The organism is Mycobacteriales bacterium (genome assembly GCA_035550055.1).
Classification (GTDB): domain Bacteria; phylum Actinomycetota; class Actinomycetes; order JAFAQI01; family JAFAQI01; genus DASZTV01.
The window spans coordinates 1-21,233 of record DASZRO010000030.1; the positions used below are offsets into that span (position 1 = coordinate 1).

Below are 21,233 nucleotides of genomic sequence, written 5' to 3' on the forward strand. Positions count from 1 at the left end.
TGGCGGCTGGACCAGGGAACCGACGCCGCGCTGGACGTCCTCACCGCCGCGTGGTGGGCCGCCGAGGCCGGCCAGCACGCCGTCCACATCACCCAGCACCTCCATGGCGGCATGGGCGCGGACATCACCTATCCGGTGCACCGGTACTTCCTGTGGGGCAAGCAGATCGAGCTCCTGCTGGGCGGCGCTTCGGCGCTGTTGGCCGAACTCGGCGAGGTCCTCGAGAACCACCACGACGCCGGCGACGCCGTCACGCTGTGACGCAGGATCTCGACGAGCTTCGGCGGCTGCGGCGGGCTCGCGACCGGATGGACCGGGAGTACGCCCAACCGCTCGACGTCGCGGCGCTCGCGCGTACGGCGCTGATGTCGACCGCCCACTTCAGCCGCCGCTTCCGCGAGGTCTACTCCGAGACGCCGTACTCCTATCTCATGACTCGCCGCATCGAGCGCGCGAAGGCACTGCTGCGCCACGGCGACCAAAGCGTCACCGACGTGTGCTTCGCGGTCGGCTGCTCCAGCCTGGGGTCGTTCTCCTCCCGGTTCACCGAGATCGTGGGCGAGACCCCCTCGGACTACCGCGCTCGCAACCACGACGACATGCGCGGCCTCACATCGTGCCAGGCGATGGTGGTCGGTCGGCCACCGCGCGAGCGGTCCAAGCCTGGAAAGCCCACGCCCTCCCGGTCGAGCAGTTTCGAAGAAGCAGGGGTACGGCGACGCTCTTAGGGTCGAGGCCATGAGCATCTCCGTCAGCGGCGTACACGTCACAGTCGACGACCCCGAGGCCGCGCTGGCCTTCTACCGGGACACCCTGGGCTTCGAGGTGGCCAACCGGGTCGACCAGGGTGGGTTCAGCTGGATCACCCTCACCTGCCAGGCCCAGCCCGGGCTGTCCATCGTGCTGTCGCAGCCGCACGGCGGCCGCTCCCAGGAGGACGGCGACGCGCTCGCTGCGTTGCTCGCGAAGGGGTCGCTGAACATGCTTCAGCTGCGCGCGGATGACCTCGACGCGACGTTCGACAAGGTGGCGGCAGCGCCCGGCGTCGAAGTCCTCCAAGAGCCGGCCGACCAGTTCTGGGGAGTCCGCGACGCGGCCGTACGGGACCCCGCCGGCAACATGATCCGCATCGCGCAGGCCTAGCGGCTCGGCGCCGGCGGAGCGGCGATCGCCGCAGTGAACGCGTCGAGCTCCGCCTTGAAGTGATCCCCGAGCCGCCGCAGGTCGGGCATGAACTCACGACAGGACTGCATGCCGACCGAGAAGTCGTCGCGATAGCTCCACGCCGTGATGTTCAGGCCGATCAGCAGCGTGATGGGCCCCATCGACCGCACCGCCACCACCGGCGCCCCGGCCAGCGAGAGCTCTCGTGGCCCGCGCACGTTGGAGACCACCACGTTGAACAGCGGGCGGCCCACCACACGCTGCACGACGCCGAGCGACTTCAACGTCATCTTGGCGAACACCAGGTAGTAGTCCTGCCACACCGCGAACAGCTCCGTGTCGCCCTGCGCCCACGCCCGCGCCGCACCGACGCTGTCCTTCACCTTGGCCAGCCGCTCCATCGGGTCGGCAATGTCCGAGCCCAGCGAGACGTACCAGTACGACATCCGGTTGCCCCAGCTGTCGAGCTCCTCGGGCGTGCGGAGCGACACCGGCATCGACGTGGTCAACGAGCGGTCGAGGGGCCTGCCGTGCTCGGCGAGATAGCGCCGCAGCGCCCCGCCGCACAACGTGACGAACACGTCGTTCACGGTTGCGCCGGACGCGGACGACAGCGCTCTGATCGAGGCGAGCGGCACCGTCAAATCCACGTAGATCCGGTCCGAGAGCAGCCGCTGGTTGAAGTGGGTCGACGGGCCCGCCATCGGGTTGACGATCGGCGGCGCACCGGATTTGCGGTGCGCCCGGTTGAACCGGACCGAGCTGATCGAGCGCCGGGTGACGGCGAGCACTTGGCGGTACTGGCTGGCCTGCGCTTTCAACGCGAACCTGATCAGCTGCCCGCCGGTCGGGATCGGCTCGCCCGCATCGGGCACCTCGCCGAGCGACTCGGGAGCCCCGCCGTCGAAGGCCAGCTCGAAGAACCGCACGCTCGCCTGACCGTCCATGATCGAGTGGTGGATCTTGAACACCAGCGCGACGCGGCCCCCTGAGAGGCCTTCCAGCACGGTCAGGTCCCACAGCGGCCGGTCACGCGGCAGCTGGCGGCTGGCGATGCGCGAGACCACCGCGTCGAGCTGCTCGTCGGTCCCGGGCGACTCGATCGTCTCGACCGTGACGTGGCGATCGACGTCGAAAGGGCCGACATCGATGAAGACCGGCCTGCCGAGCCCCAGCGGGATCTTGCGCACCTGCCAGCGCAATGGCGGGATCCGCGGCAGTCGTTCGCGTGCCCACGCTCGCAGCTCCTCGGCCGGGACCGGTACGCCGACACGCGGGCCGAGCACCGCGATCTTGATGGTGTGCATGTGCTGGCGCGCGTTCTCTTCCAGAACGTGAAGTGCGTCGACGCCGGACAGCTGCCTCATGACATCCCGGAACGCTACACAGCCGACTGGCGCCCGACGGCTCGCTGATAGGTTCGAACCGCGCTGTCGCCGGGGGTTTCAGGAGGATGCCATGCCGTTGAACCGTGACTTCATCGGTAGGTCGTACGCATCCGACGGCACGTTCGAGGTGGGGCGCGAGCACATCAAGCGCTTCGCGGACGCCATCGGCGATCCGAACCCGATCTACCGCGACAAGGCTGCGGCGCAGGCCGCGGGTCACCCCGACGTCATCGCTCCCCCGACCTTCCTGACCACCCTCGGCTTCTCGCTCGGCGGTCGCGGCGCGATGGCGGACGCGGACCTTGGCCTGGACTACAGCCGAGTCGTGCACGGCGAGCAGAAGTTCGTGCATCACCGCCCGGTACGCCCCGGTGACGAGCTGACCGCCACGACGTACATCGATGACATCCGCGACGCCGGTGCCAACGAGCTCATGGCGATGCGCATGGAGATCCGGACGACCGCAGGCGAGCTCGTCTGCGAGGCCACCAACGTCGTCGTGTCGCGAGGGACAGCTGCCGGCGCCTGAGGCGACGGCGGCGAGCAAGCCGGCCTCCTTCCCGTTCCACCGCAGGCTTCTCGCGCTCGAGCTGCCGACCGGCGACACCACGTCACACGACGCGCAGCCGCTGCTCCTGACGCTCGGGCTGCCGACGATCGGTCTCGCCTTCGCGATCACTATCCTGACGACGTACGGCCCGAGCAGTCTCGCCACGCTCAAGCACTCCTCGACTGCGAAGATCGGTGCGCTGTTCGGCGGCGAGGGGGCGTTCGCGCTCGTCATCCCGCTGTTCGCCGGGTTCCTCTCGGACCGGATCAGCGGCGGGACGAGGTTCGGCCGACGCATGCCGTTCGTGATGGTGGGGGCGCCGTTGGCCGCGGCCGGTCTGGTGCTGCTGACCCTGGCGACGAACCTGCAGTTCGCGGGCGTCTCGATCCTGCTGTTCTTCGTCGGCTACTACCTGTTCTATCCGCCGTACCGGGCGATCTACGCCGACCTGCTGCCCAAGCGACTGCTGCCCAGGGCGCAGTCCAGTCAGGGCATCATGCGCGGCGTCGGGACCGGACTCGCTCTCGTGTCCGGTGGCTTCTTGTACTCCATCTGGAAGCCACTGCCGTTCGTGCTGGCCGCCGGCATGCTCGGCGTCGCGACACTGCCGTTGCGACCGGTTCATCGGCTCAGCCGCCGGCTGCCGGAACCGCCGCGGGTCGAGCGTGACACCGGCAACCCGGTCGCCGAGCTGCTGGTGCACAACCGGCCGCTGCAGTGGTTCTCCGTCGCGAACGCGATCTGGGAGTACAGCTTCGCCGGCCTGAAGTTCGCGATCGTCCTCTACATCACGACCGGCCTCGACCGGTCGCACGCGCTCGCCTCCACGGTGATGACGGTCGTCGCGGTCGCCTACGTGATCGGTGCGCCACTTGCCGGTCGACTGGCGGAGCGGTTCGGCATCGTGCGCGTGATGGAGGTCTCGGCCCTGGTCTACGGGGTGCTGCTGTGCGTGGCGTTCTTCCCGCGGTCGATCGCGCCGATGCTGGTCCTGCTGCCGATCGGGTCGATCGCCGGGTCGATCCTGATGACCCTGCCGCAGGCACTGGCGTTCACGCTTGCGCCCGAGACCAATCAGGGCGCGGCCGCGGGAATCGTGGACTTCTCACGCGGCACGGGGGTGGTCCTCGGCCCGGTGCTCGTCGGGGCGGTGATCTCGGCTTTCAGCTCGACGCTGTCCTCGACGCACGGTTACGCGGCGATGTGGCCGATGATCGGCGTACCGATTCTGCTCACCATCCCGCTGCTGCGGATGCTGCGCCGAGCCGAGGCGCGCGCCCGGTCGGCGGGCTAGGAGCGCTTCGCGCGCTTGGCCGCCTGCTTGGCCGCACGCGCCTCGACGGCGGCCGCCTCGATCGGCTTGGCCTCCTCGAGCGTCGGCGCGCCACCGCCGAGATGCGCCGGCTGCCACCACTGTTCGTCCGCCGAGACCGGCGCGGGGTAGGACGCCTGCACCTTCTCGACGAGCGCCGTCAGCTCGGCATGAAGGGCCACGGTGAGATCCGCGACCGTTGCGTCCGCGGCGATCTGCATCGGCGCTGCGACCTCGATGACCACCGGTACGCCGCGTTGCAGCTTCGGCTTGCGGCCAGTGGTCCACACCCGGTGGCCGCCCCAGACCACGACGGGGATCAGCGGCACTCCGGCCTCGATCGCCATTCGGGCGGCACCGGACTTGATCTCACGCGGCACGAAGGCGCGGCTGATCGTCGACTCGGGGAACACCCCGACGAGCTCTCCGGCCTTCAGCGCCTCGACGGCGGAGCGATACGCCGCAGCGCCGGCAGCACGGTCCACCGGGATGTGGTGCATGCCCCGCATGAGCGGGCCGGAGACCGGATTGTCGAAGACGGACTTCTTCGCCATGAACCTGACCAGCCGCCGGGCGCGATAGTGCGCAGGCAGGCCCACGAACATGAAGTCGAAGTAGCTGACGTGGTTGCAGGCCAGCACCGCCCCACCGGAGGCCGGGATCTGCTCGACGCCTTCGATCGTGAAGCGAAACCCCAGCAGCCGGAACAAGGTCAGCGCGACGCGGATCACCGGCCGGTAGACCCATTCCCGCTGTCGTGGCCTCGTCATGACTGGACCTCCTCCGCGAGCAGCGCCTGCGCCAGCCGTGTCAGGTGAGACACCCGAGTCTGTTCGGCGGGCAGGAACGGCGGACCGCCGATGCGGCCGAGCAGGAGCGCGCAGCGGTCGCGAAACGGCGCCGCCAGCAGCTCGCAGTCCGGACCTGCCGCCCCCGGGTCGTCCCAGACGACGGTCGCCGCCAGCGGCTCGGCCGCCGCGATCGGCAGCCAGTCACGCATGACCGCGTCGGGGGCGCCGGCGCTCGTCGCCGTGACGGTCGCGCCGTCAGGCGCCGCGGCGGCAACGATCGCGTAGCTCACCTGTAGCAGCTCGGGAAGGCCGTCGACAAGCGCCTGTAGCGGCGCGCTGCTGGACAGCGCATCGTCGAGCAAGGTCAGGTCGTCGTAGAGCCGCCGTCTGCCGTGGTGGCGCTGGAAGCTCTCCACGACGACACCGCTCACCGACGTCACCGCGGACACCAACCGGTCTGCGAGGGCACCCGCCGGCAGCCCGACAATGAGGTCGTCCACCGCATGGCCACGGTCCCGGTCAACGACCACGATGCTCTCGATGTCCGCACCGACGTTGCCGAGCGCGGTCGCCACCCGGCCCAGGACACCGGGCTGGTCGGGCAGGCGCATCCGCAGCAGAAAGCTGGCGCCGCCACTCATAAGTGCACTCCATCAGACGGTGCTTCGGCGTCCGGCGTCACCCGGATCAGCACGAAGGCCGCTACCAGTCCGACCAGCGCGAACAACGCACCTACGCGAAACGCGGCATCTGCGCCGCGGGTGAACACGTAGTGCGTGAGGGCGACGCCGTGCCGCCCGCCGGGCGTCGACGCGGCGTGCCGCGCTGCCGCCGACGACACCGCGACGAGTGCCGACAGGCCGAGTGTCCCGCCGACCTGCTGGCCGACGTTGAGCATCGCGGAGGCGATGCCGGAGTCCTCCGGCCGCACGCCGGAGACCGCGCCGAGGGTGATCGGCACGAAGATGCAGCCCATCCCTGCGGCGACCAGGATGATCGCGGGCAGGACGTGCAACGCGTAGGACGACGACGGGGTCAGCGACGCCAACAGCAGCAGCCCGAAGCCGGCGAGGATCGTCCCGGCCGGGATCAGGATCTGGGGCCCGACTCGGGTGACGATCCGGCTGACGATCTGAGCCATCGTCAGGATCACCACACTCATCGGCAGGAAGCAGAACCCCGCCTCGAGTGGCGAGAAGCCGTGGACTTGCTGGATGTACTGCGTCAGGAAGTAGAAGGTCGCGAACACGGCGGCGCCGAGGACGAGCATCACGAGGTAGCAGCCCACGCGGGTGCGGTCTCGAAACAGCCGAAGCGGCATCAACGGCCGGCGCGACTGCGTCTCGGTGGCGATGAAACCGGTCAGCAGTACGGCGGCCAACGCAAACGAGACGAGGGTGGTCCGCTCGCCCCACCCGTCGGAGGCCGCGTGGATGAACCCGTACACGAGGGCGGCCATCCCTGCCGTCGAGGTGAGTGCGCCGGGCACATCCAATGAGCCGGCGTCGCCGGACTGCGACTCGGGGATGACCCGAGGAGCCATCGTCGCGATGAACAACCCGATGGGCGCGTTGACGAACAGCACCCAGCGCCAGGACAGCAGGTCGGTGAGCACACCGCCGAGGATCAGCCCGATTGCGGCGCCGGCACCTGACACTGCGGCGTAGACCCCGAGCGCCCGGTTGCGCGCCGGACCCTCCTCGAACGTCGTCGCGACGAGGGACAGTGCGGTCGGTGAGGCGATGGCGCCCCCGACGCCCTGCAGCGCTCGCATCGCGATGAGCCAGCCCTTGTCCTGCGCGAACCCGCCGAGCAAGCTCGCGGCGCCGAACAACGAGACCCCGATGATGAACATCCGGCGCCGTCCGAACAGGTCTCCGGTTCGCCCGCCGAGCAGCAACAAGCCACCGAAGACGAGGGTGTAGGCGTTGAGCACCCACGACAGGCCGTTGGCCGAGAAGTGCAGCGCGCGATGGATGTCGGGAAGCGCGATGTTCACGATGGTGGCGTCGAGCACCACCATCAGCTGGGCGGCGGCGATCACGGTCAGGGCGAGGTTCGGGTGCACCTCAGGTCGCGACCGGGCCGTCGCCGCCGAGGGATGCATGGCCCAATCCAACCAGCCGACCGCGCACGCCGAAGACGGTCATCAAGCATCATGGAGGCAGGAACCTCGCGCGGGACCCAGAAAGCCTCGCCGAGACACATCCCGTCCGTCGACGAATTGGAGCCGCCGTGTCCCCGCGGAGCATCCTCGCGATGATCGCGAGTGGCGTCATCGCCGTCGCGATCGGCGGAGCAGCGATCGTCGGGGCGACCGCCTCCGGTGCGCCGAGCCTGCCCGACGCGCCGGCGGCAGTGCCGGCCGCCGCCGTACCGCAGAAGCCCGCGCCGATCCTCCACCTGCCCACGACGCTGCGGCTGGTTACCCAGACCGCCGGCGTGGTCAAGCTCGACGCACGACACCAGGTCTTCAGCGACGCCGTGAACCGCCCGAGCTCTACGAGAGTGATCGGCACCGCGGCACTCACCTGCACCGGCGTCAACGGCGCTGCGCCCAGCGAGGTGTGCAACGGCGCGATCGCGTTGCGCGGTGGCGTCCTGCTGGTGAACGAGACGCTGGACATCAGGACCGCCCAGGTGACCGGCAGCGTCGTCGGCGGCTCGGGTGACTACGCCGGTGCGAGCGGCAACCTCACCGGCCAGGACCGGGGCGCGGGCAAGACCACCCTGACGCTGAACTACAGCCTCGGGTAGCCGCAGATCAGCCCGGCTGACGGCTCCGCTACCCCACTCGCCCGCAAGCTCGGCGTCGACGAGCAGACCCGCTGCCTCGTCCTCGGCCCGGTTCCCGCGCTCGTCGCCGCCCAGCTGTTCGTGCCGCACCGGCGGGCGGGCCGGGCTCCCTACGACGTAATCGTTGCGTTCTGCCGCGACCACCGCTCCCTGGACCTGCACGTCGCCCGGACGCCGACGCGCCTGTCGCCCGGCGGCGCGCTGTGGCTGGCTTGGCCGAAACGCGCCAGCGGCGTCGTGACCGACGTCGGCGAGGCGGAGGTACGCCGCGCGGGTCTCACGACCGGGCTGGTGGACGTGAAGATCGCCGCGATCGACGAGGTGTGGAGCGGCCTGAAGTTCCTTCATCGACGGCCGCATTAGCCTGGGGTCAACACACGCACAGCTGAAAGAGGCGATGTCGACGTGAGCGTCGACGCGGAGAAGTTCGCGGGATTCGGCCCCAACGAGTGGCTGGTCCTCGAGATGTACCAGTCGTACTTGAAGGACCCGAACTCGGTCGACAAGGCCTGGTGGGACTTCTTCGCGGACTACTCGCCGGGAAACACGCCGGTCGACAGCAGCCGGCCGACGCCCGCCGCGCCAGCAGGCGACAACGTGGGCGCCGCCACCGCGCCCGTGGCGCCGGCCCCACCGGCCAGCGCCCCGCCGACGAATGGGACGGCGCCTCCGGCCGCACCGGCGACCACGCCGACCGCGACCGGCGCCCCGCCGAGCCGGGCGCTGAAGGGCGCCGCCGCGCGGACTGTCGCGAACATGGAAGCGAGCCTGCACGTCCCCACCGCGACCAGCGTTCGCGGCGTGCCGGCGAAGCTGCTGATCGACAACCGAACGGTCATCAACAACCATCTCCGCCGCGGTCGCGGCGGCAAGGTGAGCTTCACCCACCTGATCGGCTTCGCCGTGGTGCGGGCACTCGAGTCGATGCCGGTGATGAACCACGCGTACGCCGAGGTCGACGGCAAGCCGGCGGTCGTCGAGCCGGAACACGTCAACCTCGGGCTCGCGATCGACCTGACGAAGGACGACGGCAGCCACTCCCTCGTCGTGCCGTGCATCCGCAACGCCGACACCCTCGACTTCGCGAAGTTCTGGTCCGCCTACGAAGACGTCGTCCGCAAAGCACGGACCGGCAAGCTGACCGCCGACGACTTCGCGGGCACCACGATCAGCCTGACCAACCCGGGCACCATCGGCACGGTTCACTCGGTGCCGCGGCTGATGGCCGGCCAGGGCGCGATCATCGGCGTCGGTGCGCTCGAGTACCCCGCCGAATATCAAGGCGCCTCGGCGGAGACCCTCGCCCGGATCGCGGTCAGCAAGGTGATCACGCTCACGTCCACCTACGACCACCGGATCATCCAGGGCGCCGAGTCCGGCGAGTTCCTGCGCCGCATCCACGAGCTGCTGCTCGGCGACGAGCTCTGGGACGACGTCTTCGACGCGCTGCGCATCCCCTACGAGCCGATCCGCTGGACGACCGACATCGCGGTCAGCCACGACGAGGAGGTCGGCAAGCCGGCCCGGGTGATCGAGCTGATTCACGCCTACCGGGTGCGTGGCCATCTCATGGCCGATACCAACCCGCTCGAGTTCGAGCTGCGACGCCATCCCGATCTCGACGTGGTCAAGCACGGGCTGACGCTGTGGGACCTAGACCGCGAGTTCCCGTGCGGCGGCTTCGGCGGCCACTCACTGATGAAGCTGCGCGAGATCCTCGGCGTACTTCGCGACTCCTACTGCCGGACCGTCGGCATCGAGTACATGCACATCCAGGACCCGGCCCAGCGCCGCTGGATCCAGGAGCGCGTGGAGCGCCCGCACTCGAGTCCGGAGCGCGAGGAGCAGATCCGCATCCTCGGCAAGCTCAACCAGGCCGAGGCGTTCGAGACGTTCCTGCAGACCAAGTTCGTCGGCCAGAAGCGGTTCTCGCTCGAAGGCGGCGAGTCCGTGATCCCGTTGCTCGACGCCGTCGTGTCCGCGGCCGCGCACGACGACATGGACGAGGTCGTGATCGGGATGGCCCATCGTGGCCGGCTCAACGTCCTGACCAACATCGTCGGCAAGTCGTTCAGCCAGATCTTCTCGGAGTTCGAAGGCAACCTCGACCCGAAGACCGCGCACGGCTCCGGTGACGTGAAGTACCACCTCGGCGCCGAGGGCACGTATACGGCGATCGACGGCCAGACGGTCAAGGTCATGCTCGCCTCGAACCCGTCGCACCTGGAAACCGTCGACCCCGTCGTCGAAGGGATCGCGCGCGCCAAGCAGGACATGATCAACCGCGGCGCGGACGGCTACACCGTGCTGCCAATCCTGATCCACGGCGACGCCGCGTTCGCCGGGCAGGGCGTGGTCGCGGAGACGCTGAACCTCTCGCAGCTGCGCGGCTACCGGACCGGCGGCTCGGTGCACGTCGTCATCAACAACCAGGTCGGCTTCACCACCTCACCGGCGAGCGCCCGCTCGAGCGTCTACTGCACGGACGTCGCGCGCATGATCCAAGCGCCGATCTTCCACGCGAACGGCGACGACCCGGAAGCCGTGGTGCGCGTCGCCGAGCTCGCCTACGACTTCCGGCAGGCGTTCAAGAAGGACGTCGTCATCGACATGCTGTGCTACCGCCGCCGGGGCCACAGCGAGGTGGACGAGCCGAGCTTCACGCAGCCGCTGATGTACGACCTGATCGACGCCAAGCGAAGCGTCCGCAAGCTCTACACGGAGTCGCTGATCGGGCGCGGCGACATCACCGTCGAAGACGCCGAGGCCGCCCTGCGGGACTACCAGGACCAGCTCGAGCGGGTCTTCGCCGAGGCGCGCGAGTTCACGCCACCGCCGCGAGAGGCGATCCCGGAGCTCCCCGCCGGCGAACCACCCGTGACCACGGTCAGCGTCGAGACGCTGAAGCGAATCGGCGACGCCCAGATCTCGGTGCCCGACGGCTTCACGGTGCATCCGCGCCTGCTGCCCCAGCTCGAACGGCGCGCGCAGATGGTCACCGCCGGCGGCATCGACTGGGCGATGGCGGAGACCCTCGCGTTCGGCTCCCTGCTGATGGACGGGATCCCGGTCCGGCTGGCCGGCCAGGACTCGCGGCGCGGCACGTTCGGTCAGCGCCACGCGGTGCTCGTCGACCGGCGTACTGGCGCCGAATACACGCCGCTGGCGAACCTGTCCGAAAACCAGGCGCCGCTCTACGTCTACGACTCGCTGCTCTCCGAGTACGCCGCGATGGGCTTCGAGTACGGCTACTCGGTCGCCCGACCTGAGGCGCTGGTGATGTGGGAGGCGCAGTTCGGCGACTTCGCGAACGGCGCTCAGGAGGTGATCGACGAGTTCATCTCGGCGAGCGAGGTGAAGTGGGGTCAGCGTTCCAACGTCGTCCTGCTGCTCCCCCACGGCTACGAAGGCCAGGGTCCCGACCACTCCTCAGCTCGGATCGAGCGCTACCTGTCGATGTCCGCCGAGGGCAACTGGGTGATCGCCATGCCCAGCACCCCGGCCAACTACTTCCACCTGTTGCGGCTGCACACGATGGGCGCCCGCAAACGACCGTTGATCGTCTTCACGCCGAAGTCGATGCTGCGCCTGAAGGCCGCCACGTCGATGCCACAGGAGTTCACCAGCGGCCGGTTCCAGACCGTGATCACCGAGCCGACCGACAACGCAGCACGCATCCGCCGGATCCTGCTTTGCAGCGGCAAGGTGTACTACGACCTGGCGAAGAAGCGCGCGGCGCTCGGCCGTGACGACGTCGCGATCCTGCGCCTTGAACGGCTCTACCCGCTGCCGACCATCGAGATCTCCGCGGCGCTCGCCGCCTATCCCGACGACGCCGAGCTCGTGTGGGTGCAGGAGGAGCCGGCCAACCAGGGCGCCTGGCCGTTCGTCACCCTGCGCATGCAGGAGCAGCCCGGCATCCGGCCGCTGTCGCGGGTCTCCCGCAACGCCTCCGCCGCACCGTCGACCGGCTCACACAACATGCACGAGGCCGAGCAGGAGGCCCTGCTCGACGCCGCCTTCGCCTGAGGACCGCGGATGTACTTCACCGACCGCGGGATCGAAGAGCTCGAGTCACGCCGCGGCGAGGAGAGCGTCACCCTCGCCGAGATCGCAGAGCGACTGCGCACCTTCGTCGATCTCAACCCGGAGTTCGAGACGCCGATCGAGCGACTCGCGACCTGGCTGGCGCGCGTGGACGACGAGGACGACTAGCCCCGCACGGCACCTAGTTGGTGAGGACGATCTTGCCGAAGACGTCGCCGTCGTACAGCTTCGCCATCGCCGCCTTGCCCTCGGCCAACGGGTAGGTCGAGTCGATCGGCGGCTTGACGCCCTTGTCCACCATGAACGCGAGCATGGCCTCGAGCTCGGCCTTCGTACCCATCGTGGAGCCGAGGATCTCCAGCTGCAGGAAGAACGTCCGCTGCAGCTCGAGCGACGTGACGCCACCACTGGTCGAGCCGCAGACGACGACGCGGCCGCCGGGGCGGATCGACTTCAGCGAGTGACCGAACGTGGCGTCGCCCACGGTCTCGATGACCGCGTCCACGCGCTCCGGCAGGCGGCCTCCCGGCTCGAAGGTCTGGTCGGCGCCGAGCTCTTCGGCCTTGGCTCGCTTCGCCTCGCTGCGCGAGGTCGCCCAGACCCGCACGCCCGCGGCCTTCCCGAGCGCGATGGCCGCAGTCGCGACACCGCCGCCGGCGCCCTGCACCAGGATCGTCTGGCCTTCCGCGACCTGCGCCTTGGTGTGCAGCATGCGCCAGGCGGTCAGCCATGCGGTGGACAGCGAACCGGCCTCTTCCCACGACAGGGCCGACGGCTTCGCGACGACGTTGCCCGCGGGCACCCACACCGTCTCCGCCAGCGTGCCGGGGTGGACCTCCGACAGCAGCGAGCGCTTCGGGTCGAGCGTCTCGTCGCCGCCACCACGCGACGCGTCACCGATCACGGCGTGTACGACGACCTCGTTGCCCTCAGGATCGATGCCGGCCGCGTCACAGCCGAGGATCATCGGCAGCTTGTCCTCGGGAAGGCCGACGCCGCGCAGCGACCAGATGTCGTGGTGGTTGAGGGCCGCCGCCTTCACCTGGACCGGCACCCAGCCTTCGGGGGCCGGCGGCGGCTCGATCTCGCCGACCTCGAGTGCGGACAGCGGGTTGTCGTCGGACGCCCGGGCGGCGTAAGCAGCAAGCATGGAGCAGACCTTACCGATCGCCGGAAACGGCGTTCTCGGCAGGCTCGTCAGATGCGCGCCACGCCCTCCGTACGCGCGCATTCCGCGACTGCCGCAGCCACTGCCGGCCCGACCCGCGGGTCGAACACGCTCGGGATGACGTACTCCTCGGCAACGTCGTCGCCGACGACCTCGCACAGCGCGTTCGCGGCGGCAAGCTTCATGCCCTCGGTGATCGCGCTTGCGCGCACGTCGAGGGCACCGCGGAAGACCCCCGGGAAGGCCAGCACGTTGTTGATCTGGTTCGGGAAGTCACTACGGCCGGTCGCGACGACTCGGGCGTAGTGCTTCGCCACGTCGGGGTGGATCTCCGGGTCCGGATTCGCCATCGCGAAGATCATCGCCTCAGGCGCGAGCTTGGCGACGTCGCTTTCGTCGACCTTGCCGGCCGACAAGCCGATGTAGACGTCGGCACCGACCATCGCGTCCTCGATCGTGCTGGTGTAGCCACCCTTGTTGGTGAGCTCCGCCATCGTCCGCTTGATCGGCGTCAGGTCGGTTCGGCCGCGGTGCACGATGCCCTTGCTGTCGGCGATGGCGATGTCACCGATGCCGGCCTCGAGCAGGATCTTGGTCACCGCGACGCCGGCCGCGCCGGCACCGGACACGACGGCCCGCAGATCAGCCAGCGAACGCCCGGTCAGCCGCGCCGCGTTCTTCATGGCGGCGAGCGCCACGATTGCGGTGCCGTGCTGGTCGTCGTGGAACACCGGGATGTCGAGCGCCGCTTTGAGCCGGTCCTCGATCTCGAAGCACCGCGGCGCGCTGATGTCTTCGAGGTTGATCCCACCGAAGCTCGGCGCGAGCCGGACCACCGTCTCGACGATCTCGTCGACGTCCTTGGTGGCGAGCGCGATGGGCACCGAGTTGACGCCGCCGAACTGCTTGAACAGCAGCGCCTTGCCCTCCATCACCGGCAGGGACGCCTCGGGGCCGATGTCACCGAGACCGAGGACCGCCGTACCGTCGGTCACGACGGCGACGACGCTGTTCTTCCAGGTGTAGTCGTTGACCAGCTCCGGCTCGGCTTCGATGGCGAGGCAGACCTCGGCGACCCCGGGCGTGTATGCCAGGGACAAGTCATCGCGGTTGCGCAGCGGCACCGTGGAGACGGTCTCGATCTTGCCGCCCTTGTGCAGCGCGTACAGCGGGGTGTCGTCACGCGACGTCATCGTCAAAGTCTCCACAGCCATGGAAGCCTCATCAACGCCACGGGCCGCGGCGAGGTCGGAGTGGTCAGTGCCGATCGGGCACCGGCGACACTGGTCAGACACGACCCGGTCGCCGAAGGTCACGGTGTGCGGGGATCACCCGGTACCCGTCAATCTTGTCATACTCGCCGCCCGGCGTACCCGCCAACGGTTGCCACTGTGACGAGGTGCACAACTTGGCAGCGCGCAGGGCACAATGCGGGGCAAGAAAATCTTTCGATCTTGCTGTTTCGAGAACAAGGAGCCCGCATGCCGAGTGTTTCGCGCCGTCCGATCGTGACCGCCGGCGTCATCGCGCTGACCCTGGGCGCCGCTGCCGCGTGCGGAAGCAGTTCCTCAGGGGGCTCCCCCGGCGGCTCCACCGTCAGTCCGGCGACCTCCGCCGGGACGAACGCCGCAGCGGTCGCCGAGGTGCCCGCCGCCATCAAGAGCAAGGGCACGCTCGTCGTCGCCGCCGACGCGTCCTACGCGCCGGACGAGTTCCTCGCCGCCGACGGCACCACCGTCCAGGGCATGGACGCCGACCTCGCGCAGGCGCTCGGCCGCGAACTCGGCCTGAAGGTCACCGTCAAGAACGTCACCTTCGACGCGATCATCCCGGGTCTCGTCGACGGCCGGTACGACCTCGGCATGTCGTCGTTCACCGACACGAAGGCCCGCGAGCAGCAGGTCAACTTCGTCGACTACTTCAGCGCCGGCACCTCGTTCTTCGAGAAGTCGGCGGGCGGTCCCGCGGTCACCGGGCTGGACAGCCTGTGCGGGCTGAAGGTCTCCGTCGAGAGCGGTACGACGGAGGAGCAGGACGCGAACAAGCAGTCGAAGACCTGCACCAGCGCAGGGAAGGCGGCCGTCGACGTCGAGTCGTTCAGCACGCAGAACGAGGCGAACCTCGCGCTGAGCTCCGGGCGAGCCGACGTCAGCATGGCCGACTCGCCGGTCGCGGCCTACCAGGTCAAGCAGTCCAACGGCGCGTTCAAGCTGGTCGGCACGTCGTACGGCACTGCGCCGTACGGCATCGCCGTACCGAAGAGCGACGGCACCTTGGACGTCGCCGTCAAGGACGCGCTCGAGGCGCTGATCGCCGACGGCAGCTACGGACAGATCCTCAGCAAGTGGGGGCTGACCAGCGGCGGCATCACGAACCCCGGGCTCAACGGAGCGATCAGCTAGCAGCCAGCGCGAGCAGCTGCGCGTGACGATCGAGGACGACCGGACCGGCACCTCCGAGATCAAGGCGGTGCCGGTCCGGCATCCCGGCCGTTGGCTCGCGACGTTCGTCGTCGCCGTCCTGGTGGCGATGCTCGTCAACTCGTTCGTCACGAACAGTCGTTACGGCTGGCACTACATCGGCCAGTACGGCTTCACCTCGCCGGTGTTGCGCGGCGTACTCGTGACGCTCGAGCTGACCGGTGCGGCGATGGCGATCGGCATCGTCGGCGGCACGTTGCTGGCGGTAATGCGACTGTCGGCGAACCCGGTGATGTCGAGCGCGAGCTGGTTCTACATCTGGGCGTTCCGCGGCACTCCGGTGTTCGTGCAGATCCTGCTCTGGTACGACCTGTCCTACCTCTATCCGCGCATCTCGATCGGCATCCCGTTCGGCCCGACCTTCGCCACGGCGAACTTCAACTCCATCGTCACGCCCCTGATGGCAGGCATCCTCGCGTTGGGGCTGAACGAGGCGGCGTACATGGCAGAGATCGTGCGCGCCGGAATCCTGTCGGTCGACCCTGGTCAGGCGCAGGCGGCCTCCGCACTCGGCATGTCGAGCGCGCTGGTCACACGTCGCATCGTGTTGCCGCAAGCGATGCGGGTCATCATCCCGCCGACCGGCAACGAGACGATCTCCATGCTGAAGACGACGTCGCTGGTCAGCGCGATCGCGGTGCCTGAGCTGCTCCAGCAGACCCAGGCCATCATCAACGTCAACTACGCGACCGTCCCGCTGCTGATCATGGCGAGCTTGTGGTACCTCGCGATCACCTCGGTGCTGACGGTCGGCCAGTACTTCCTGGAGCGTCGCTACGGTCGCGGGACCGTCTTCGGCCAGCCGCAGGACACGCTCGCGCAACGGTTGTGGCGGGCGGTTCGTTACATCCGTCCGCAGCCGCAGCCCGCAGAATCGGCAACCGGAGGCCGGCGATGAGCGACCGGCCGATGGTGCGGGCAGCAGGCGTCCGCAAACGTTACGGCGCACACGAGGTGTTGCGCGGCATCAACCTCGAGGTCGGGCGCGGCGAGGTGATGTGCGTCATCGGGCCGTCGGGGTCGGGCAAGTCCACGCTGCTGCGCTGCATCAACCACCTCGAGAAGATCAACGCCGGCCGGTTGGAAGTCGATGGCGAGCTGGTCGGCTACGAGGAACGCGGCGGCAAGCTCTACGAGCTCCGGGAACGAGACGTCGCCCGCAAACGCGCCGAGATCGGGATGGTGTTCCAGCAGTTCAACCTGTTCCCCCACATGACGGTGCTGGGCAACATCGTCGAGGCCCCGGTTCACGTGAAGGGCGTCGACAAGGACGAGGCCGCCGAGCGCGGCCGTCAGCTGTTGAGCCAGGTCGGGCTCGGCGGCCGGGAGAACGCCTATCCGCGGCAGCTGTCCGGTGGTCAGCAGCAACGCGTCGCGATCGCGCGAGCGCTCGCGATGGACCCGAAGCTGATGCTGTTCGACGAGCCGACGAGCGCTCTCGACCCCGAGCTCGTCGGTGAAGTGCTTGCGGTCATGCGCGACCTGGCCCAGTCCGGGATGACGATGTTCGTCGTCACCCACGAGATGGGCTTTGCGCGTGAGGTCGGCGACCGGCTGGTGTTCATGGACGACGGCGTGGTCGTCGAGTCCGGCGTACCGAGAGACGTCATCGACGACCCGCAGCACGAGCGCACCCGCGCCTTCCTGAGCAACGTCCTCTAGCCCCTCGCCGGTTCGAAGTAGCACACAACCCGGCCCCGGATCCGGACATCACGCCAGAAGCGCGACATTTCGCGGCGGGTTGTGTGCTGCTTCGGTCAGGCGGCAGCAAGGTGAGCCGCGACGAGGTCGACGACGTACGCCGGATCCGCCACCACGTCGTGCCAGGTCACGACGGCGACACGCCAACCTGCCCGCCACAACGCGTTCCATCGGCGCCGGTCTCGGTTGAAGGCCTCGCGGCTCGAATGGTGCTCGAACCCGTCGCACTCGAGGACCAGCCGGAACTCGGGCCACGCGAAGTCGACCCGCCCGATCCACCCACCGCTTCGATCGACCACGGTGAACTGGCTGATCGGCGTATGGATGCCGGCTTCGACGAGGCAGACGCGCGTGATCGACTCAAACACCGACGCCGCCCGCGGGTCTGCGAGCTTCGCCACCCGAACCGCTTGCGGGCGACCGGGCGGTGCGACGTATTCCAGCAACCGTGACTGTGTCGTGAGGCGGCGGCGAAGGAACCCGTCGGCGACCGCTACCGCCTCCGCCAGAGGCGCGACCCGCGCGACGTCGGCAACCGTGCGTTCGGGGGCCGTGACACGTACGCCGCGAACCACGCGTACGTCGGAGCCGGCCAGATCGGCGCGATGGATGCGTACGCCGGGCGCGTCATCGGCACGGCGGCCTCGGTTGCGCGGTGCCACCACGTGGAGCCGGTCCACCGGCTTCGCGAGGTCGACGCCGTACCAAGCCGCGGCGGACTCGTGGCTGAGCGCCACCCGCATCGAACGGGTGACACCGCGCGGATCCGGCAGGGCGACGGGATCACCGGTCGTGTAGAAGCCCCGCCACAGCCTGGTCAGCACACCGAGTGCCACGAGCTCAGTGATCTGGCGCCCCGTCGTACCGGTGGCCAGTATCTCGTTGCGGTGAATGACCCGATGCGGCTCGAACATGCCGCCAACGTCGTCCACCGCCTCGCCGCAGCGAACCGTCGCCGAGCCCCCTGTGGACAACGCCCCCGCCCCCACGACCCGTGGATCGCCGGTTCGAAGTAGCACACAACCCGGCCCCGGATCCGGACATCACGCCAGAAGCGCGACATTTCGTGGTGGGTTGTGTGCTACTTCGAACGGAGGAGGGTGGGGTGGGGCCAGAGGCGGGCGAGTACGACGCCGGCGAGCGCGCCGGCTGGGAGCGCACCGAGCGATCGGCTGTCGGTGCTGCCGTACGGGTTGTCGCCTTCGACGCGGACTGTGCCGTCGGCCTCGACGGCACGAAGCCGCTTCACCGACAGCGGCCGGTCCGGCAGGGCGACAACTACCACGCTGCCCACAGCACCGCGCACTCCGAGCCGGACCAGGATCCGGTCGCCGTCACGCAACGTGGGGACCATCGACGGGCCACGGACCACGGCGAGCCGCAGCCTCATGATCACTCCCGGTGTGTAGCGACGTTCGGTCGCGGAATAGTGTCCTAGTGAAGATGAAGAGCCGAGTCCAGGAGGACCTGATGGTTCGTACGACGCGCCGCCCGCGCCTCGTCGTCTCCGCCCACTGCGACCTGCCCTGCGGCGTCTACGACCCCGCCCAGGCCCGCATCGAGGCCGAGTCGGTCAAGGCAATCATGGAGAAGTACCAGGACAACGACGACCCGGTCTTCCGCGCCCGGGCGCTGGTCATCAAGGAGCAGCGCGCCGAGCTGGTCAAGCACCACCTCTGGGTGCTCTGGACCGACTACTTCAAGCCGCCGCACTTCGAGAAGTACCCGCAGCTGCACCAGCTGTTCAACGACGCCACCAAGCAGGCCGGCGCCGCGGGCGGCAAGGGCAAGGTCGACCCGGCCGAGGGCCAGAAGCTGCTCGACCAGATCGCCGAGATCGACAAGATCTTCTGGGAGACCAAGAAGGCCTAGGTCAGGTCAGCGACCGACCATGACGGGTACGTCGGCGATCCGCCCTGCGCGCGAAGCCGACGTACCCGTCGTCGTCTCGCTGGTCCGCGAGCTCGCGGAGTACGAGCGCGAGCCTGACGCCGCGGAAGCCACCGAAGCGGACCTGCGCGCAGCGTTGTTCGGGCCGGCTCCCGCGGCGTTCTGTCACGTCGCCGAACTAGACGGCGAAGTGGTCGGTTTCGCGCTGTGGTTTTTGAACTTCTCGACCTGGAAGGGCCGCCACGGAATCTATCTCGAGGACCTGTTCGTCCGGCCGAGCGCCCGCGGCAGCGGCCTGGGCAAGGCGCTGCTGACCACCCTCGTGGACATCGCGAAGGGCCGCGGCTACGGCCGGGTCGAGTGGTCGGTACTCGACTGGAACGAGCCCGCCCAAGGTTTCTACCGAAGCCTCGGCGCGACGCCGATGGATGAGTGGACGACCTGGCGGATCAGCCTGTGAAGGCGCTCGTCAGTCCCGGAAGTACCACGGACTGACGTACGCCGTCGCACCGCCGTACGTCGCGTCCTCGAACGGCTTGATTCCCAGTGGGTCGTTGGCACGCTTCGGGTCGCAGATCCGCAGGAACATCCACGACCCTCGCGGCTTGACCGTGAACTCGATGACGGGCTTGTCGTCGCCCGGCACGGCGACCGGGAACACCTCATGCAGCACCGGGTCGTCCGCGCCCGGGCCGATGACCTGGACGTAGAGCTTCTTCCCGACCCACGCCGGACCGCGGTCGATGTCGAGCTTGATGTGCAGCGGCTTGCCCTTGTGCGACATCTCGGAGCCCATCGGCACACCGTTTGCGGTCGCGTCGACTCGCAGTCCCGGCTCGCGCGTGCCGAAGGTACGCCGGGTCATGATCGCGCGACGCACGCCTTCCCGCGTCAGGTGTTTGACGTAGAGACCGCCGCGACCCTTGCCGGTCTGCCCGTAAGTGCCGGAGTGCTCGTCGCTCACCCCGCTGAAGCCGACCTTCCAGCCGGCGTTGAAGCAGGCGTTGAACGGTTGCGGCAGCTTGGAGTCGCGGCCGTACCAGAAGTAGTCGGTGGCGTCGTGGCTCGCGCCGCCGTCGAAGGTGATCGCGTTGAAGCCTTCGATCAGGAAGATCTGCTTCGCGGCTTTGTGGTGGTAGAGGAAGTTCTGGAAGTTCCCGAAGTAGCCCGGGTGGTTGAAGCTCGCAATCGCGTCCGCGCCACCACCGAGCAGGCCCGTCCCCGGTGGCGTGGTCAGCCACTCGTAGAAGGGGGTGATCTCGGCCGTGTTGGGCAGCGCCGCGAACAGCGGGCTGATCGGTTCGAGCGGTGGGAACACCCGGTACGCCTGAGCAACCTCGGAGCCGGTCACCAGCGCGCCTTCGTGCAACGGGTCGGTGAAGTCCTGCCCGAAGAACACGCTGATGTGCCCGATCGTCGGGGTGCTGTACTCGAACCCGCGGAACGACACGAACTTGCCCGGCTCGTAAGCCTCGTCGGCGATCTTGGCCATCGTCTGCCAGTCGTCGTCGTCGATGCCGGTGATGAACCGGCAACCGCCGTCCTGCCACTTCGAGCACACGTGCTCGCCGAGGCCGTAGCCACCCGAAACGGCGTGCTCGGTCATGCAGGCGACGTCCAGGCCGGCCGCCTTGAGGTGGTGCAGCGCCTTGTAGGGGTCGCCCTCCGCGTCGCCGGAGATGAAGCTGTGGTTGTGCAGGTCGGAGTGCACCAAGGTCAGTGAGCGGGTCGCGTCGAGCCGGGACCGGCGTGACGCGCCGTCGCCGCCGTCGAGGCCACCGAGCGTGGCACCGAACGCGGGGTGCACCGCAGCAGCCCCTCCGGCGAGCGCCATTGCCTTGACGAAGGTGCGTCGCTGCAAGCGCCTCATGGCTTGACCCTTTCGACGACCTGATTCTCTATCCTCCGGTCCGGAATGAGCCAGATCGCGGCGACCACCACGTACA

At 68.8% G+C, this 21,233-nt stretch carries 23 protein-coding genes; 14 read left to right on the forward strand and 9 right to left on the reverse strand.

The annotated features are described in order from the left end of the window. From VG899_04900 to VG899_04910, 3 genes are all read left to right on the forward strand, one after another. Window positions 1–261, forward strand: a 261-nt coding sequence (locus VG899_04900; protein HWA65690.1) for an acyl-CoA dehydrogenase, incomplete at its 5' end; no start/stop codon positions are given. Between the two features lie 47 nt (window positions 262–308). Further along, window positions 309–728: a helix-turn-helix transcriptional regulator gene (locus VG899_04905; protein ID HWA65691.1), complete on the forward strand. Its 420-nt coding sequence runs from the start codon at window positions 309–311 to the stop codon at window positions 726–728. Between the two features lie 10 nt (window positions 729–738). Continuing rightward, the gene (locus tag VG899_04910; GenBank protein HWA65692.1) at window positions 739–1,143 is read left to right on the forward strand and encodes a VOC family protein; all 405 of its coding nucleotides are present in this window, start codon (window positions 739–741) and stop codon (window positions 1,141–1,143) included. On the opposite strand, the gene VG899_04915 is transcribed toward VG899_04910, so the two are convergent. Next, on the reverse strand, window positions 1,140–2,531 hold the full coding sequence (locus VG899_04915; GenBank protein HWA65693.1) for a wax ester/triacylglycerol synthase family O-acyltransferase: 1,392 nt from the start codon (window positions 2,529–2,531) through the stop codon (window positions 1,140–1,142). The genes VG899_04910 and VG899_04915 overlap by 4 nt on opposite strands. Window positions 2,532–2,622: 91 nt before the next feature. Here VG899_04915 and VG899_04920 point away from each other — a divergent pair, with 91 nt between their 5' ends. Both VG899_04920 and VG899_04925 read left to right on the forward strand, forming a co-directional pair. Continuing rightward, window positions 2,623–3,081, forward strand: a complete 459-nt coding sequence (locus VG899_04920; protein HWA65694.1) for a MaoC family dehydratase N-terminal domain-containing protein — start codon at window positions 2,623–2,625, stop codon at window positions 3,079–3,081. Further along, a complete protein-coding gene (locus tag VG899_04925) occupies window positions 2,972–4,396 on the forward strand; it encodes an MFS transporter (GenBank protein HWA65695.1) in 1,425 nt (474 codons plus the stop codon). The genes VG899_04920 and VG899_04925 overlap by 110 nt, the downstream gene beginning before the upstream one ends. Here VG899_04925 and VG899_04930 read toward each other — a convergent pair. Genes VG899_04930 through VG899_04940 form a run of 3 tightly spaced genes read right to left on the reverse strand, consistent with a single transcriptional unit; the run spans window position 4,393 to window position 7,312 of the window. Beyond that, on the reverse strand, window positions 4,393–5,184 hold the full coding sequence (locus VG899_04930; GenBank protein ID HWA65696.1) for a lysophospholipid acyltransferase family protein: 792 nt from the start codon (window positions 5,182–5,184) through the stop codon (window positions 4,393–4,395). The two genes, VG899_04925 and VG899_04930, sit on opposite strands and share 4 nt — an antisense overlap. Further along, window positions 5,181–5,846 (reverse strand): ACT domain-containing protein, encoded by a 666-nt coding sequence (locus VG899_04935; protein ID HWA65697.1) that lies wholly within the window; start codon window positions 5,844–5,846, stop codon window positions 5,181–5,183. Before VG899_04935 ends, VG899_04930 begins: the two co-directional genes overlap by 4 nt. Beyond that, the gene (locus tag VG899_04940) at window positions 5,843–7,312 is read right to left on the reverse strand and encodes an MFS transporter (GenBank protein HWA65698.1); all 1,470 of its coding nucleotides are present in this window, start codon (window positions 7,310–7,312) and stop codon (window positions 5,843–5,845) included. The genes VG899_04935 and VG899_04940 overlap by 4 nt, the downstream gene beginning before the upstream one ends. A gap of 128 nt (window positions 7,313–7,440) precedes the next feature. Here VG899_04940 and VG899_04945 point away from each other — a divergent pair, with 128 nt between their 5' ends. The 4 genes from VG899_04945 to VG899_04960 all read left to right on the forward strand — a co-directional run bounded on the left by VG899_04945 (window position 7,441) and on the right by VG899_04960 (window position 12,216). Continuing rightward, window positions 7,441–7,962, forward strand: a complete 522-nt coding sequence (locus tag VG899_04945) for a hypothetical protein (GenBank protein HWA65699.1) — start codon at window positions 7,441–7,443, stop codon at window positions 7,960–7,962. A gap of 120 nt (window positions 7,963–8,082) precedes the next feature. Beyond that, on the forward strand, window positions 8,083–8,364 hold the full coding sequence (locus tag VG899_04950) for a hypothetical protein (protein ID HWA65700.1): 282 nt from the start codon (window positions 8,083–8,085) through the stop codon (window positions 8,362–8,364). Between the two features lie 42 nt (window positions 8,365–8,406). Then, window positions 8,407–12,030 (forward strand): multifunctional oxoglutarate decarboxylase/oxoglutarate dehydrogenase thiamine pyrophosphate-binding subunit/dihydrolipoyllysine-residue succinyltransferase subunit, encoded by a 3,624-nt coding sequence (locus tag VG899_04955; protein HWA65701.1) that lies wholly within the window; start codon window positions 8,407–8,409, stop codon window positions 12,028–12,030. A 9-nt stretch (window positions 12,031–12,039) separates the two neighbouring features. Then, window positions 12,040–12,216, forward strand: a complete 177-nt coding sequence (locus VG899_04960; GenBank protein HWA65702.1) for a DUF6104 family protein — start codon at window positions 12,040–12,042, stop codon at window positions 12,214–12,216. A gap of 13 nt (window positions 12,217–12,229) precedes the next feature. Here the strand turns inward: VG899_04960 and VG899_04965 are convergent, their stop codons facing one another. Both VG899_04965 and VG899_04970 read right to left on the reverse strand, forming a co-directional pair. Continuing rightward, window positions 12,230–13,198 (reverse strand): zinc-binding dehydrogenase, encoded by a 969-nt coding sequence (locus tag VG899_04965; GenBank protein ID HWA65703.1) that lies wholly within the window; start codon window positions 13,196–13,198, stop codon window positions 12,230–12,232. Window positions 13,199–13,245: 47 nt separating this feature from the next. Next, window positions 13,246–14,409, reverse strand: coding sequence for an NADP-dependent malic enzyme (locus tag VG899_04970; GenBank protein ID HWA65704.1), 1,164 nt, complete (start codon window positions 14,407–14,409; stop codon window positions 13,246–13,248). Between the two features lie 288 nt (window positions 14,410–14,697). On the opposite strand from VG899_04970, the gene VG899_04975 reads away from it, so the two are divergent. The 3 genes from VG899_04975 to VG899_04985 are packed head-to-tail and all read left to right on the forward strand — an operon-like array spanning window position 14,698 to window position 17,358. Next, a complete protein-coding gene (locus tag VG899_04975) occupies window positions 14,698–15,618 on the forward strand; it encodes an ABC transporter substrate-binding protein (GenBank protein HWA65705.1) in 921 nt (306 codons plus the stop codon). Between the two features lie 22 nt (window positions 15,619–15,640). Continuing rightward, window positions 15,641–16,594: an amino acid ABC transporter permease gene (locus VG899_04980; GenBank protein ID HWA65706.1), complete on the forward strand. Its 954-nt coding sequence runs from the start codon at window positions 15,641–15,643 to the stop codon at window positions 16,592–16,594. Further along, a complete protein-coding gene (locus VG899_04985) occupies window positions 16,591–17,358 on the forward strand; it encodes an amino acid ABC transporter ATP-binding protein (protein ID HWA65707.1) in 768 nt (255 codons plus the stop codon). The genes VG899_04980 and VG899_04985 overlap by 4 nt, the downstream gene beginning before the upstream one ends. Window positions 17,359–17,453: 95 nt before the next feature. Here the strand turns inward: VG899_04985 and VG899_04990 are convergent, their stop codons facing one another. Together VG899_04990 and VG899_04995 are read right to left on the reverse strand one after the other, a co-directional pair. Continuing rightward, the gene (locus VG899_04990) at window positions 17,454–18,311 is read right to left on the reverse strand and encodes a DUF559 domain-containing protein (protein ID HWA65708.1); all 858 of its coding nucleotides are present in this window, start codon (window positions 18,309–18,311) and stop codon (window positions 17,454–17,456) included. Window positions 18,312–18,478: 167 nt separating this feature from the next. Beyond that, the gene (locus VG899_04995) at window positions 18,479–18,787 is read right to left on the reverse strand and encodes a S24/S26 family peptidase (protein ID HWA65709.1); all 309 of its coding nucleotides are present in this window, start codon (window positions 18,785–18,787) and stop codon (window positions 18,479–18,481) included. Window positions 18,788–18,867: 80 nt separating this feature from the next. On the opposite strand from VG899_04995, the gene sodN reads away from it, so the two are divergent. Both sodN and VG899_05005 read left to right on the forward strand, forming a co-directional pair. Beyond that, window positions 18,868–19,269, forward strand: a complete 402-nt coding sequence (gene sodN, locus VG899_05000; GenBank protein HWA65710.1) for a superoxide dismutase, Ni — start codon at window positions 18,868–18,870, stop codon at window positions 19,267–19,269. A 19-nt stretch (window positions 19,270–19,288) separates the two neighbouring features. Beyond that, a complete protein-coding gene (locus VG899_05005) occupies window positions 19,289–19,747 on the forward strand; it encodes a GNAT family N-acetyltransferase (GenBank protein HWA65711.1) in 459 nt (152 codons plus the stop codon). A gap of 9 nt (window positions 19,748–19,756) precedes the next feature. Here the strand turns inward: VG899_05005 and VG899_05010 are convergent, their stop codons facing one another. Continuing rightward, window positions 19,757–21,157, reverse strand: coding sequence for a DUF3604 domain-containing protein (locus tag VG899_05010; GenBank protein ID HWA65712.1), 1,401 nt, complete (start codon window positions 21,155–21,157; stop codon window positions 19,757–19,759). Window positions 21,158–21,233 lie beyond the last annotated feature (76 nt).

Coding starts and splice junctions, on each gene's coding strand:
- VG899_04905 (HWA65691.1), top strand. CDS start 309: ATGGACCGGGAGTACGCCCAACCGCTCGACGTCGCGGCGCTCGCGCGT.
- VG899_04910 (HWA65692.1), top strand. CDS start 739: ATGAGCATCTCCGTCAGCGGCGTACACGTCACAGTCGACGACCCCGAG.
- VG899_04915 (HWA65693.1), bottom strand. CDS start 2,531: ATGAGGCAGCTGTCCGGCGTCGACGCACTTCACGTTCTGGAAGAGAAC.
- VG899_04920 (HWA65694.1), top strand. CDS start 2,623: ATGCCGTTGAACCGTGACTTCATCGGTAGGTCGTACGCATCCGACGGC.
- VG899_04930 (HWA65696.1), bottom strand. CDS start 5,184: ATGACGAGGCCACGACAGCGGGAATGGGTCTACCGGCCGGTGATCCGC.
- VG899_04935 (HWA65697.1), bottom strand. CDS start 5,846: ATGAGTGGCGGCGCCAGCTTTCTGCTGCGGATGCGCCTGCCCGACCAG.
- VG899_04940 (HWA65698.1), bottom strand. CDS start 7,312: ATGCATCCCTCGGCGGCGACGGCCCGGTCGCGACCTGAGGTGCACCCG.
- VG899_04960 (HWA65702.1), top strand. CDS start 12,040: ATGTACTTCACCGACCGCGGGATCGAAGAGCTCGAGTCACGCCGCGGC.
- VG899_04965 (HWA65703.1), bottom strand. CDS start 13,198: ATGCTTGCTGCTTACGCCGCCCGGGCGTCCGACGACAACCCGCTGTCC.
- VG899_04970 (HWA65704.1), bottom strand. CDS start 14,409: ATGACGTCGCGTGACGACACCCCGCTGTACGCGCTGCACAAGGGCGGC.
- VG899_04975 (HWA65705.1), top strand. CDS start 14,698: ATGCCGAGTGTTTCGCGCCGTCCGATCGTGACCGCCGGCGTCATCGCG.
- VG899_04985 (HWA65707.1), top strand. CDS start 16,591: ATGAGCGACCGGCCGATGGTGCGGGCAGCAGGCGTCCGCAAACGTTAC.
- VG899_04990 (HWA65708.1), bottom strand. CDS start 18,311: ATGTTCGAGCCGCATCGGGTCATTCACCGCAACGAGATACTGGCCACC.
- VG899_04995 (HWA65709.1), bottom strand. CDS start 18,787: ATGAGGCTGCGGCTCGCCGTGGTCCGTGGCCCGTCGATGGTCCCCACG.
- sodN (HWA65710.1), top strand. CDS start 18,868: ATGGTTCGTACGACGCGCCGCCCGCGCCTCGTCGTCTCCGCCCACTGC.
- VG899_05005 (HWA65711.1), top strand. CDS start 19,289: ATGACGGGTACGTCGGCGATCCGCCCTGCGCGCGAAGCCGACGTACCC.
- VG899_05010 (HWA65712.1), bottom strand. CDS start 21,157: ATGAGGCGCTTGCAGCGACGCACCTTCGTCAAGGCAATGGCGCTCGCC.